The sequence below is a fragment of the Phenylobacterium sp. CCH9-H3 genome (assembly GCF_001557235.1).
GTDB lineage: Bacteria > Pseudomonadota > Alphaproteobacteria > Caulobacterales > Caulobacteraceae > Phenylobacterium.
Genome location: NZ_LSJI01000103.1, coordinates 108917 through 122716, shown reverse-complemented (window position 1 = coordinate 122716; position 13800 = coordinate 108917). Strand labels below are relative to the sequence as shown.

The window sequence follows — 13800 nt, the reverse complement described above, 5'->3', positions numbered from 1 at the left end:
CAGCAGCTCTGGCACTCGTACTTGGCGCTGACGTGACCGCGGGCCAGGAAGTCCTCCCGCTTGGCCGAGTCGACGCCGCTGGAGACGTGTCCCAGGCTGTGGGTGTCGGCGTCCGTGAACCGGTGGCAGGGCGACAGGTCCCCCGACGGGCTGACGCCGAGCAGGCCGATCGCCGCGCCGCAGGGATGCGACTTGTTCGCGCCCTGGATCAGCTCGCCGATGGTCTCGCTGACGTTGGAGAAGCCGTGCCGCTGGCCCCGCAAGGCGTATTCGAGCCACTCGTTGGCCAGCAGGTGGAAGTCGGCCACGACCCCGTCCATGCCGCGATTGTCGAGCGCGTAGGCCTGGTCGCCGCTGTTGGTGACCGGCGCAAAGCCGACCTCGTCGAAGCCCAGGTCGTCCTTCAGATGGCGATAGATCCGCACCACGTCGGTGACGCCGTCGGTCAGGGTGACCCGGGCCGTGATCGCGCGGGTATTGTGCCGGGCGATCAGCTTGCGCAGCTTGGGCTCGATGATGCGGTAGGTCCCACGCCCCCGCTTGTCGACGCGGCGCTTGTCTTGCAGGTCGGGCGGCCCGTCCATGCTGACCGTGACGCCGATCTCGTTCTCGGCGAGGAAGTCGATGATCTCGTCGGTGAGCAGGGTGGCGTTCGTGGTGAGGCTGAAGCCGATGGCTCGGCCCTGCTTCGCAACCCGCTCGCGCGCGTACTCCACGACCTGGCGCAGGAGCTTGAAGTTCATCAGCGTCTCGCCGCCGAAGAAGGTGATGTGCACCGACTGGCGGCCGGCCGACTGCGCCAGCAGAAAATCCACCGACGCCGTCGCCGTCTCCAGCGTCATGTACTTGGGCTTGCCTGCGGGCGTGGCGATCTTGTCGGCGCCGAACTCGTAGCAGTAGGTGCAGGCGAGGTTGCACTGGTTGGTGATGTTCAGCACCAGAGCCTGGAGCGGAAAGTCGGCCGGCGGGCTGGTGGGCCCCTCCGCCGCCAGCGGCGTCACCGTGTCGGCGACGATCCCGCGGACGTAGCGAAGCTCTCCGATCAGCTCCTCGGCGTCGCCGCGCGCATGGCCGTGAACGACCAGGGCGTCGACCAGCTCGGCGTGCGACATCCCCCGCTCGCCTAGGCGCCGCAGCACGTCGCTGGCGCCCTCGTCGAGCGCGAAGATCGCGCCGGCGGCGACGAGGTAGATGAAGTCCTGGCCCGCCGCCTGGAACTCGTGCAGCTCGCCGCGGCGATACTTGACCGCCGCCATCGACGCCATGCTGGTCATTTGGACAACTCCGCGTGGTCCCACCGCCGGTAGGTCGGCACGGTGACGACGAGATAGGCTTTGCCGACCAGCGGCCTGCCGAACTTGTCCTTGGCGTCCTTTGCGGTCGCGACGACCCATACCTCGCCGTAGTTGTTGCGGCTGAAGCGGCGCTTCGGGTTGGGGCCTTCCGTGGACGGGATGAACAAGGCGTTCGGGCTCAGGTCTCCCACGTAGGTCTTGTCGTCGTCGTAGGTGACCGTGTGGAACTCATCGAGGCTCCAGGTCACCGGCAGCGGTCCGACGGGCACGTCGTCGTCCGTCTTGGGCTTGCCGTCCGGACCGTTGGCGTAGCCTACGACCTCGAACTGCTCGTAGCCCTTCTCGAACTTGATGCCGCCGAGATGAGCCATCCCCGTTTCCGGGGTCACCTTCAGGTAGTCGACCTTGTCGTAGACCGGCAGCGCCTTCACCAGCACCGAGCCCTTCACGCCGACGTCGCGATGGCCGGGCGTCGCCTTTTCGGCCACGTCGACGCTGACGATCAGTTCGCCCGGGTTCGCCGAGACGATCCTGGTCACGGTCACCCCGGCGCCCATGTCCACGTCCTGGGGCAGCACCTTCTGGGGCAGCGCATCGCCGTAGATGTGCACGGCGACGCCTTTCGAGCCGGTCTTCAGCGCAGAGGGCGTGACCGCGGCCACCGTCGGATCGGCCGACGCCCGGGTCAGGGTCACGTTGAAGCCGAATTCGTTGTAGGCGCCCCAGTACCAGCGGCCCTGCGCCATCTTGAGATCCGGCGCGAACCACATGACCTCGCGGCTGGCCTTCTTCGGATCGTCAGGCTGGCTGGCGCCCCCCGCGTCGGAGCCGCCACGCCAGCTGTAGCCGCCGTAGACGACGCCCTGCCCTTTGCGCGTGATCTCGGCGCCGGACTGGAGCGAGCGCAGCTTCGTCACAGTCACGAACTTGTCGGGCTCCCGGCCCGGGCTGATCGTCATCTCGCCCAGATAGCGCCCCTTGCCCGGCAGCGTCGCGGAGACCAGCCACTTGCCCTCCAGACGCGGCGAACGGATCCGCGGGGCCCAGGCGGCCCATTCCGGCGTGTGAAGCGGCGCCTTCTCCGTGAGCCAGTTCAGCGCGACCTGGGCGGGCAACAGCGGCTTGCCGTCCGGGCCGTTCGGCGCGCCTGGCGATGGCCGGAAATACTGCATCTCGGCCTGCGAATAGAGCGCCACGTGCATGTTCTGCAGCAGGGCCCACTCGCGCTTGCTGCGGCGGGACGACAGCGGCTGCGCAAAGGCGTGGCAGGCGGCGCAGGCGTTGCGGACCGTCGCGTTGGGGATGCTGGTCTCGTCGATGATGCGGTTCTCGGCGAAGTACATCACCGGCTTGGCTTCTTCCGGCGCGAGGCCGTGTTGCGTCGCCAGGTACTGCACGATCCTCCGCGCCTCGTCGGGCTCGATCACCGCCCCGTTCAGCTTGACCATGCGCTTGATCGTCTGGGCCCACCCCTCCGGCGTGGAACGCACCCAGGAGATGCGCGTCAGGTTGCCTTTCGCGTCGGCGGCGTGACAGCCGGCGCACTTGTCCCTGGTGAGCGTGTCGGTGACCGGAATGCCCTGGTCCGTCTCTTCCCAGTCCACCGGGTCGGGACCGAGCGTCTTGCCGCTTCCCTGCGCCACGACCACCGGAGCCGAGAACACACCCGCGAGCAGAAGGCCCACCAACGCCAGCTTGCGAAACGCGCCAACCTTGGCGCGGCCGACGGCAGGTGGTCGCTGCGCTCGCCCCGCGCCGGCCTGGTCGCCCTCTGCGGCGCCAACATCGCTTTGCGGGACGTTCATCTCGACATCACCCCCCTGCCGGTCCGGAAAGACGCTTTCACCGACCGCCCGGAAGCCAGGGGGATCGTCAGTGGCCCAGCTTGGTCAACGACGGTCCGTCCAATTTCACGACGGCACACACCACTGCAGCGCAATTCGGCAGTGAGGCGACGGAAATGGCGCGGTAGGCGCCTATTTCTTCGACTCGCAGCCACCAGGCTAGCCAGCACCCGGGGACGGCGCGGCGTCAAGGCCCAGCCACGCCCGCCAATCCGACGGCGGATCCGGATAGGCGCCGACCACCGGCCCTAGCGCGGCGCGCAGGGGGCCGAGCCAGGTTTCGTAGTTCTTCCAGTGCTCGACCGCGTCCGTGAAGATCGGCCGGCGGACCTGCTCGGAGCTGGCCGTGCGCACGGCGCGGTCGTTGTTGTAGAACTCCAGGCACGCCTGTTCGAACGGCAGGCCGAGGTCATCGAGCAACCGGCGGACCTCGTCCTCGGTGTTTTCCACCATGTGCTCGTAGATCACCCGGCGCACGGCGCCCGGAGAGGCCTCGTCGTACGCCGCCATCAGCGCCACGTAGTCGCGGTAATAGCGCCCGATCTCGGCGAGGTCGTACGAGAAGGCCTGGCCACGCGCGAAATGCTGCTTCCAGCCCGAGAAGCAGCACCCGAGCGGATGGCGGCGCGCATCGACGATCTTCGCCTTGGGCAGGATCAGCCTGATGAGGCCGACGTGCTGCCAATTGTTGGGCATCTTGTCGATGAACCGCGGCTTGTCCGTCCGACGGTGGACGCGCGTGCGCTCCATATACTCCTCGCCCAACCGCAGGCGGTCTGCAGGCGTCAGCGAAGCGACCATGGCGCGGAAGTCCGGGAACTCGCCCTGGTCCACCCGCGACTGCAGGCGGCTGGCGATCATCATCATGTCCGGCAGTTCCATCGTGCCTTCCACCTGGCTGTGGCTGGCGAGGATCTGCTCCACCAAGGTCGACCCCGAGCGCGGCAGGCCGACGATGAAGATGGGGTCTTCCGCCGGGCAGCCGCCGGGCCCGAGCTCGGCGATGAACGCGCCCGAAAAGGTCTGCGCCGCAGCCGCCACTTCGGCGCCGAAGGCGTCGGGGTCGTGCAGCACCATGGCGCGGCGCAGGCGGGCGCCCTGGTCGTAGTGGCGGAACGAAGCGGCGTAGTCCTTCGCGTCCTCCAGCGCCTTGCCCAGGGAATAGTGCAGATGGAACACATCCTCCGCACGCTCGTCCGTCCGCGGCGCCAGCGATCTCAGCGCCGCCTCCATCGCGGCGACGTCCGCGGCGTCTAGCTTGACGGTCTTGAGGTTGGCGAGGCTCCACCAGGCCTCGCCCATGGTCGGCTGGTGCGTCACGGCCTGGCGGTAGGCGTGGACGGCGTCCGGCTGCCTGCCCAAGGTCTTCAGGACATGGCCCAGGTTCTGCCAGACCTGCGCGTGGTCCGGATGCTGCGCCAGCAGCCGTTCGTAGATCTCGCGCGCCTCCTCCTGCAAGCCCAGCCGGACCAGCACCGAGGCGCGGACCAGCTCGTAGCCGGGGCTCTTGATGGGAGAGCCGGCCAGGGTCTCGGCGTGTTCCAGCGCCTCGGGCAGGCGGTTGGTCTGGATCAGGAGGCGGATGAGGAAGTCGCGCGCCAGGTCGAAGCCCGGCGCCGCCTGCACGGCCCGCTCCAACTGCGCCAGCGCCTCGGTCATGTCGCCCCGCCGCCAGTGGATCTCGCCCAGCAGGCGCCGCGCCGGCGGGTCGTCGGGCAGCTGCCGGAGCCGCGCCGCCACGAGGGCTTCGCTGTCCTCCAGGCGACCCTCGTTCATCGCCACGGCCGCCCGCAACAGATCTGGATCGTGCGATGACGCGTGCACGCCGGACAGATCGGCGCGCCAGGCCTCCCCGCTTCGGCCCGCCTTCCGCAATTCCTTCGCCAGCAGGAACCACCCGCCGGCCACCGTCGGCTGCTGGCGGGTGAGGGTGTTCAGCGCCGCGATCGCTTGTCGGCCTTGGCCGGCCTCGCTCGCGGCCTGCGCCAGCTCCCATTGAACAGCCGGCACGCGCGCGTGATCGCGCGCCAGCACGTTGAGACGCGCGAGCGCAGCTTCCAGCCGGCCCAGCCGCCGCAGGGCCTGACAGGCCAGCAGTTCCGCCGCTGGAAGCCCCGGCGCCGCGTCGATCGTCGCCTCGGCGCGGGCCAGCGCGCCTTGCGGATCGACCTCCAGAAGTGCGGCGGCCTCGGCCAGCGCGGTTTGCAGCGAAGGCGCGTCGGGTGCGGGCGGCGAGATCGACATGGCGGCGTCCTTGTCCTGCGCGCCGCATCGGGACGCGGGCCCGAGTCCCGATCAACCTGCGGGGCCGCCAGCGCGGCTGTCGGCCCGCCATCGCAAGCCCGTTGGGCGCCGGCGCTCAATTTTAGGACACGCGTTGCCGTCACAGCACCGTCACGCCGGGCGCAACGGAGGTTTCAGACGGTCACGCGCTTGACAGTGCTGATGGTCGCTCAGCCAATCAGAATTGGGACCACATCGCGGAGTGCTGCATCCGCGATACTTCTGATTGATTCAATATAGTTCTCGCGCTTGTCGCGCGAACAATAGTCAGGCTGGAGATTTTATCTTCGGCGTCAAAAATCTGTGTCTTGCTTAGACCCGAAATCGGGCGCGAGGGCGTTTGGAGGATGCGCCGCGCGAAGCAATTCAAAGCAAAACAAGCAGCAAGCCGAGTCGGGAGGAGTTCAGGGTCAAGTTTTTGGGGGATATCAAAACCGTGATAAATCCAACGGCGCTCAAGAAGACGCGCATCCTTTGCTTACTCGCGGCCACGACGGCGTTGACGCCTCTCGCCGTCGCCACACCGGCGCTTTCACAGACCTCAGCCGCCGCCAGCGGGGCGGACGCCAGCGCCGACGCCGCCGAGGGCGCCTTCATCGGCGAAGTCATCGTCACCGCCACGCGCAAGTCGGAGAGCGTGCAGAAGGTGCCGATCTCGATGCAGGCGCTCAGCCCGGAGAGGCTGCAGGAACGGCAGGTGAAGGGTCTTTCCGACCTCATTACGCTACTGCCGTCGGTCTCGTTCGCGGGACTCGGGCCGGGGCGGCAGACGGCCTATTTCCGCGGCATCGTGCCGGCCGGAGGCAACTACGCCTCCGTGGGCTACTATCTCGACGACATTCCGATCACCGGCACGGGCGTGCCGGACATCCACGTCTACGACCTGGAGCGCGTGGAGGCCTTGTCCGGCCCGCAGGGCACGCTCTACGGCGCGGGTTCGCTGGCAGGCACGATCCGGTTCATCACCAACAAGCCCAAGCTTGGCCTGACCGAATACGGCTACGACCTCGAGGCCAACAAGTACGGCGCCGGCGACCTCGGCGGCCAGATCGAGGGCTACGCCAATGCGCCCGTCACCGACTCCATCGCCGTCCGGGCGATGGCCTACTATCGCAGGGAGGGCGGCTACGTCGACAACACGCCCAACAACGGCAAGTTCAACGACGGCCGCTCGGCCACGCTGAACCTGGGCGACGACAATCCGGCGACGTCCTTCACGCTCGACAACTCCGCGCTCGCCAAGGACGACTACAACACGATCCGCGAATACGGCGCGCGCTTCCAGGCGCTGTGGGAGATCGCGCCCGGCTGGGAGGTCACCCCCCAGATCACCGCGCAGCATCAGAAGTCCAAGGGCTATTTTGGCTTCGACCCGCGCGTCGGCGACCTTGAGGTCCACGACTACGACGTCACCGAAAACGACGACAAGTGGTACCAGGCGGCGCTGTCCGTCCATGGCCACATCGGCGACTGGGAGGTGGTCTCGGCCACCGGCTACCACCAGCGCAAGACCAAGCTGCTCAACGACTACACCTATTACACCGTCACCTACGATGGCTTCGGACCGGGCTATGAGAACTATCTGCAGTTCTTCGACAAGAGCGGCTGCACGGGTTCAGGCGCGACGTTGCAATGCACGAAGCTCCTCAATCCGCAGCAGTACTTCCACGGCCTGACCTACCGGGACAAGTTTACACAAGAGTTCCGGATCAGCACGCCCAAGGACTGGCCATTCGACGTGACGGCGGGCGCGTTCTACCACTGGCAGAAGCAGGAGAATAACAGCTACTACGCCACCCGCGGCCTGGATCAGATCGTGGGCTACACCCAGGCGGGCGGCGGCGACAGCAACCCCGCCGGCTTCGGCATCCCGGTCGCCAATGGCGGCACCATGGTGCTGGGGTCGCCGGCCGTGAAGCAGGACGGCTTCTATATCAGCGAGACCAATCAGATCTATCACGACAAGGCGGTCTTCGCCGAAGGCCACTATAACATCACCGACACCCTCAAGCTCACTGCCGGCATCCGCTACTTCTGGACGGATTACCGCACCAAGGGCTTCAGCGGGGTGATGGCTTCGGCCCGCAACACCACCACGTCCCTCTATGTCCCGACCGGGACGTTCGGCTGCACGTTGCCGCTGCCGGATGAACGCCTGCAATGCCTGAACTCGAACTTCGCCGCGGCGGACCAGGTCGGCCGCTACGACGAGAAGGGCGAGACGCACAAGATCGCGCTCGATTGGCAGATCACGCCGTCGAAGATGGTCTACGCCAACTACTCGACGGGCTTCCGTCCTGGCGGCTTCAACCGCCCATTGCGCATCCGCAACATCGGTGTCGCGACCGTTCCGCCCTTCAAGTCGGAAGAGCTCACCAACTACGAGTTGGGCGTCAAGACGGTCTGGGGCGACGTCTTCCGCTTCAACGCCGCGGTCTATTACGAGGTCTGGGACGGGATCCAGTACTCGGTCGTCGTCTCCGGGGCCCAAGGCGCCGGCATGACCGGCAACGCCGGCAAGGCCCGGGTGTATGGGGTCGAGTACGACGCCGACCTGAAGCTCGACAAGTTCACCATCTCCTCGTCCGGCGCCTACAACGACGCGGCGCTGGACGGCAACTTCTGCAACTTCGCGCTCAACACGACGACCATGTCGATCTCGCAGCTGTCCACCTGCACGCTGGGCGCGACGGTGCCCGGCTCCAGCCCGCCGACGCCCCAGGTCGCGGCGGCCGACGGCACCCGCCTGCCCCGCCAGCCCAAGTTCAAGGGCACGACGTCGATCCGCTACGACACCGAGTTCGGCGACTACGACGCCTACTTCCAGGGGGCGGCCCTCTACCAGACCGGCGCGACCCAGGATCTGAACGTCTTCAACAACGCGCTGCTGGGCAACACCTCGGGCTTCGTCACCTTCGATTTCTCGGCCGGGGTGAGGAAGGACAATTGGAAACTGAGCGCCTTCATCCAGAACGCCTTCGACCGCCGCGGCCTGGTGACCCGCAACACCTTCTGCTCGATCACCTTCTGCTCAGGCTCGTCCCGCGCCTTCCCGGTCAAGCCTCAGTTCTTTGGAGTTCGCTTCGGGCAGAGCTTCTGATCTCCCCGACCTTCGAAACCTCCGGCCAGGGGCTCCCACGGAACGCCGCCGTGGGAGCCCTGCAGTCGTGGAAGGGTTGGCGACCCCGCGCAGCCGCCTCGGCCGCCTCGGCCGCCGGGACGCCGACGGCCGAGGCGCTCTACATGTCGAGGGGACGAGCCTCCGTCAGAAGGTTCGGCTGAGGCTCACCCCCCACTCCCGCGGCCGGCCGAAGCTGGCCTCCTTCAGGCCGAAGCCCGACGAGGCGTTACCGGAGACCATGTACCGCTCGTCCGAGAGATTGGTCCCGAACACCGCGGCCTGCCACTTGCCGTCCGCCGTGGTGAAGCTCAGGCGCGCGCTGAACAGGTCGTAGGCCTTCTGCGTCAGGTCCGGATCGTTGGCGACGTCGTTGTAGACGGTGCTGTAGTGGCTCCAGTCGCCGCGAGCGACGACCCGCGCGCCCGAAGACAGCTCGTGCGTATACTGGACGCCGGCGTTGGCGGTCCACTTGGGCGCCTTCACGAAGTGGGTGGCGACCGTGATGGGCAGGACCTGTCCGGCGCCCAGACCCTGACCGACGGAGGTGTATTCCGCGTCCATGTAGCCGACGCCCAGGTTGAAGTCCCACGCGGCGGACGGCTTGGCCTGGGCTTCGAACTCCACGCCCTTCACCTCGCCCGCCGCGGCGTTGGCCACGAAGTTGCGGGGCGTCTGGTTCACCGTGACCTGGATGTCCTTGTACTCGCTGAAATAGCCCGCGAGGTTGAGGATCAGCCGGCGATCGAGCCAGGCGGTCTTCACGCCACCCTCGTAGGTCCACAGCGTCTCGGGCTGGTACTCGGTGACCTCGGAGGCGTCGTTGAGCGGCCGGGCGTTAAAGCCGCCGCTCTTGAAGCCCTTGCCCGCGGAGACGTAAAGCAGCGCGTCAGGCGTCGCCTTGTATTCCAGGCCCACCTTGGGCGTGAACGAGTCCCATGAGCCCTTGCGCGTCAGGTTGGCGATGATCCCGCCGTCCCGGATGCGACGGTGGTCCAGGTAGTAGGTCTTCTCGTCGCGGTTCACACGCGCGCCGACGGTGGCGCTCAGTTGGTCGGTCAGGGCGAAGCTGCCTTGCGCGAAGGCGGCGTAGGTCTTGCCGACGACGCGCGTGTAGACCGAGGCCGAGGGGCTGAAGGGGGGCGGTGAGACGCCGGGCGCCAACCCCAGCGCCAGCTTGGCGAAGCCCGAATCCGTGCCCCGCTCGCGGAAGCCGTAGAGGCCGGCCACCCAGGTCAGGCGGTCGTCGAACCCGGTGCCGTTGAACTGCAACTCCTGGCTGACCTGCGCCTGGACGTCGTGGTTGAAGGTCTCGCGGAAGGTGAAGGGCGAATTGTCTCCGTCGCGGGCGAAGGTGGCCTTCAGGCCGCGAATGGCGGTGATGCTCTTCACCGACACCGAGCCGAGGTCCCAGTTCACCGTGCCGGACGCGCCCCAGAGGTCCAGATCGTTGACGTTCGGCCCCGTCCCGTAGGTGGTGAAGGGGCTATCGGTGAGGAACGAGGCGTTCAGCGTCGGCGCGCCGTTGGGCGCCGTGATGCCCAGGCCGGGCGCGACGAACGTGTTGAAGTTGCCGAGGAACGGCCCGATGACGAAACCGGGCGCCGCGCCGATCACCAGGGCCTTCTGCGGCGCCGAGTTCTCGCGGGCGCGGGTGTAGTCGGCGGCGAAGTCCACTGTCACCGTCTCCGAGGCGTCCCAGTGCAACTGGGCCCGGATGGCGTTCGCGTTGCGGTCGCCCAGGTCGTCTCCCGTGCTCAGCCGCTTACCGTACCCGTCGCGGCCCAGGTGCGCCGCCGAGATGCGGGCGAAGAGGTTTTCGCCCAGCGGCAGGTCCACGTGCGCCTTCACGTCGAGCCGGTCGTAGCGCCCGGTGGTCACCTCGATCTGGCCGCCCGGCTCGCGCCCAGGCTGGGCGGTGGTGATCACGACGGCGCCGCCGATGGTGTTCTTGCCGAACAGCGTGCCCTGCGGCCCGCGAAGGACCTCGATACGGCCGACGTTGAAGGCATCCACCGTGCCCCCGATCGAACGGGCGTAGTAGACCCCGTCGACGTAGATGCCGACGCCCGGATCGCTGAAGATCGCGAAGTCGTTCTGGCCCACGCCGCGGATGAAGACCGTGGCGTTGTAGTTGCCGCCGCTCAAGGCCGCGGCGCCGTCGAAGCGGATGCTGGGCGCGAACTTGGCGATCTGGTCGACGCTGTCGACGCCGCGGGCCGCCAGGGCCTCGCCCGCCAGCGCCGTCACCGCCACCGGCGTGTCCTGCAACCGCTCCTCGCGCTTGCGGGCCGTGACGACCACCTCCTCGATCTGGGCCGTCTCGCCGCTCGCCTGCGCGGCGGCGGGCGCTGGCGCCGCCACGGCGGCCATCGCCAGGAACAGGCCGCCGACGGTCAGGCAGCCGGCGTCGCTTCCAGCCTTGGGCTTGGACATCGTGTTTCCTCCGCGCAGGCTGTTCTTGGGCCTTCCGCTACGTGACGTCGCGCGGATAACTGTTATGCCTGCTAACTATTATTGAGGCGCTGTTTTTCGCGCGGCGGCAATTGCGACAGAGCGTCACCGTGAATTTCGCCGAACGATGTTGCAGCCGCGCCACAGCCCCGCTGTGCGGCCCGCCCCTGCAGGACGCCGCTCGACGGTCGTTGGGCCGGAGCCGCGGTCAGCCCATGCGGACGACGGGCTTCACCACCCGCCCGGCCTCGCCGTCGGCCACCGCCTGGTCGATCGCCTCGAACGGGTAGAAGGTGATCAGCCTGTCGAAGGGGAAGCGCCCCGCCTGATACAGCTCGATCAGGCGCGGGATGAAGACGTCGGGATCGGCGTCGCCTTCGACGACCCCACGGACCACCCGGCCGCCGCTCATCAGCGACACCGCGTCCAGGCGAAGTTCGTCGCCCATCCGCGAGGCGCCGACCAGGCCGCAGATCCCCCGCGGCGCCAGCGCGTCGACCGCCTGGCGCATCACCGTCAGGTTCGCGGTGGTGTCCAGCGTATATTCGGCGCCGGCCCCGGTGATCTCCCGAATGCGCTCGACCACACCGCCGCGGCGGGCGTCCAGCGCATGGTCGGCCCCGAGCTCCAGCGCCAGTTCCAGGCGCGTCGGGTTGATGTCCACCACGGTGATCGGCCCCGCGCCCACTGCCTCGGCGGCCAGCATCGCGCTCAAACCCACCGCGCCCGCGCCGAACACGACCAGCGACCGTCCGGCCTCGACGTTCAGCGCGTTCATCACCGCGCCTGCGCCGGTCATCACCCCGCAGGCCAGCGGCCCCAGGATCGCCAGAGGCGCCGTGCGCGGGACCCTGACCGCATTGCGCTCGTGGCAGAGCGCATGGGTCGCGAACGACGACTGGCCGAAGATGTTGGCGTGGATCGCCTCGCCGTCCCTGGAGAGGCCCGAGCTTCCGTCCGGCCTTACGCCGATGAAGTTCCGCGGGAAGAACTCGTGGCAGTAGGCCGGCGCGTGGTTGCGGCACGACGGGCAGCCCCCGCAGGAGTTGAAGGTCATCACCACGTGGTCGCCCGGCGCCACCTTGGTCACCCCCGGCCCCACCCGCTCGACCACACCGGCCCCTTCATGGCCCAGAACCACCGGCTGCGGCGTCGGGAGATCCTGGTCGCGCATGACCATGTCGGTGTGGCAGACGCCCGTGGCGACCACGCGGACCAGCACCTCGCCTTCGCGCGGCGCCTCGATGTCCAGGGTCTCGAGACGAAACGGACCCGAGCGGCTGCGGACGACCGCGGCGGTGATCTGCATGCCCGCTCCTAGAAGGGATAGGGCGTGGCCGCGGTCTTCACCGTCGTCCAGCGCCAGGTGGTGAATTCGTCCAGATTGGCGGGCCCGCTGATCCGGCTGCCGTTGCCCGAGGCGCCCATGCCCCCGAACGGCGAATGCGGCCCGGCCTCGATGGTCTGGTCGTTGATGTGCAGGTGGCCGACCGCCAGTCGCTCGCCCAGCAGCATCGCGCGGCCGACCGAGCCGCTGATGATTCCGGCCGAAAGCCCGTAGTCCCCGCGGCTCGCCAGGTCCGCCGCCTCAGCGTCGTCGTCGAAGGCCGTGACCACGGCCACGGGGCCGAAGATCTCCTCGTCGTACGCCCGCATGCCCGGCTGCACGCCGGTGAGCACGGTCGGCGCGTAGAAGAGGTCCCGGTAGGTCCCCCCAGCCGCCAGGTTGGCGCCCGCCGCCAGGCTGTCCTGCACGATCGCGTGGACCCGGTCGCGCTGCGCCGGGCTGATCAGCGGGCCCAGCGCGGACACCGCCGGATCGCCCACCGGAAGTTGCCCGGCCTTGTCCACCAGCCGCGCCACCAGGCCGTCGTGCAGCGCCCGCTGCACCAGCACCCGGCCCGTGGTCATGCAGACCTGCCCCTGGTGCAGCCAGGCGCCCCAGGCCACGTTCGAGGCGGCGATGTCCAGGTCGGCGTCGTCCAGCACGATCAGGGCGTTCTTGCCGCCCAGCTCCAGCGCCACCTTCTTCAGGTGCGCGCCCGCGACTTCGCCCACCTTGCGCCCGGCGGCGGTGGAGCCGGTGAAGGCCACCATGGCGACGTTCGGGTCGCGGCAGAGGGCGTCGCCCACCTCGGCGTCGCCGGGCAGGACGTGCAGCAGGCCTGGCGGCAGGCCCGCTGCCTCGAACGCGCGGGCGATCAGGAACCCGCCGCTCACCGGCGTCCGCGGGTCGGGCTTCAGCACTACCGCATTGCCGGCCGCCACCGCCGGCGCCACGGCGCGGATCGACAGCACCAGCGGGAAGTTGAACGGCGAGATCACCGCCACCACGCCCAGGGGAACCCTGCGCGCCATGCTGAGCCGGCTGTCCGCGGACGGCAGCAGCAGGCCCTGCGGCTCGGTCGCCATGGCGCCGGCCTGGCGCACGAATCCGGCGGCATGCTCCAGCTCGACCGCCGCCTTGGCGGCCACCGAGCCGGTCTCGCGCATGATCCAGTCCGCCAGCTCCCCCGCCCTGCCCGCGAGGATCGCGGCGGCTTCCAGCAGCACCGCCTGCCGCGCATCGGCCGGCAGCGCCGCCCAGGCGGGCTGGGCGGCCCGGGCGGACGCCGCCGCGACGGCGACGTCGCCCCGGTCGGCGCGGGCGACCTGCGTCAGGACCATCCCGGTGGCGGGCTCGACGACGTCGATCAGCCCGCCGCGGCCCTCGATCCAGCCCCCCGAATAGAGGCGTCCGCGCCAATCGGCCTCGGCCAGGAGGGGCGCCACACCGTCGGGCGCGCAGCTGATGTCGGCGTCCATG

At 68.7% G+C, this 13800-nt stretch carries 7 protein-coding genes; 1 reads left to right on the top strand and 6 read right to left on the bottom strand.

Annotation, left to right across the window (positions count from 1 at the left end; translation table 11 throughout):
- From peaB to AX721_RS10400, 3 genes are all read right to left on the bottom strand, one after another.
- The coding region (gene peaB / locus AX721_RS10410; protein WP_197422528.1) for a quinohemoprotein amine dehydrogenase maturation protein at positions 1-1274 on the bottom strand (1274 nt) is incomplete at its 3' end.
- Positions 1271-3100 (bottom strand): quinohemoprotein amine dehydrogenase subunit alpha, encoded by a 1830-nt coding sequence (gene peaA, locus AX721_RS10405; RefSeq protein ID WP_082765807.1) that lies wholly within the window; start codon positions 3098-3100, stop codon positions 1271-1273. The genes peaB and peaA, both read right to left, overlap by 4 nt.
- 198 nt (positions 3101-3298) lie before the next feature.
- Positions 3299-5383, bottom strand: a complete 2085-nt coding sequence (locus tag AX721_RS10400) for a tetratricopeptide repeat-containing sulfotransferase family protein (RefSeq protein ID WP_068875943.1) — start codon at positions 5381-5383, stop codon at positions 3299-3301.
- 475 nt (positions 5384-5858) lie between these two features.
- Here AX721_RS10400 and AX721_RS10395 point away from each other — a divergent pair, with 475 nt between their 5' ends.
- The gene (locus AX721_RS10395) at positions 5859-8522 is read left to right on the top strand and encodes a TonB-dependent receptor (protein ID WP_231754708.1); all 2664 of its coding nucleotides are present in this window, start codon (positions 5859-5861) and stop codon (positions 8520-8522) included.
- A 165-nt stretch (positions 8523-8687) separates the two neighbouring features.
- On the opposite strand, the gene AX721_RS10390 is transcribed toward AX721_RS10395, so the two are convergent.
- The 3 genes from AX721_RS10390 to AX721_RS10380 form a co-directional block, all read right to left on the bottom strand.
- A complete protein-coding gene (locus AX721_RS10390; RefSeq protein ID WP_068875941.1) occupies positions 8688-10976 on the bottom strand; it encodes a TonB-dependent receptor in 2289 nt (762 codons plus the stop codon).
- A gap of 226 nt (positions 10977-11202) precedes the next feature.
- A complete protein-coding gene (locus AX721_RS10385) occupies positions 11203-12303 on the bottom strand; it encodes an NAD(P)-dependent alcohol dehydrogenase (protein ID WP_068875940.1) in 1101 nt (366 codons plus the stop codon).
- An 8-nt stretch (positions 12304-12311) separates the two neighbouring features.
- The gene (locus AX721_RS10380) at positions 12312-13799 is read right to left on the bottom strand and encodes a benzaldehyde dehydrogenase (RefSeq protein WP_068875939.1); all 1488 of its coding nucleotides are present in this window, start codon (positions 13797-13799) and stop codon (positions 12312-12314) included.
- Position 13800: the final 1 nt, after the last annotated feature.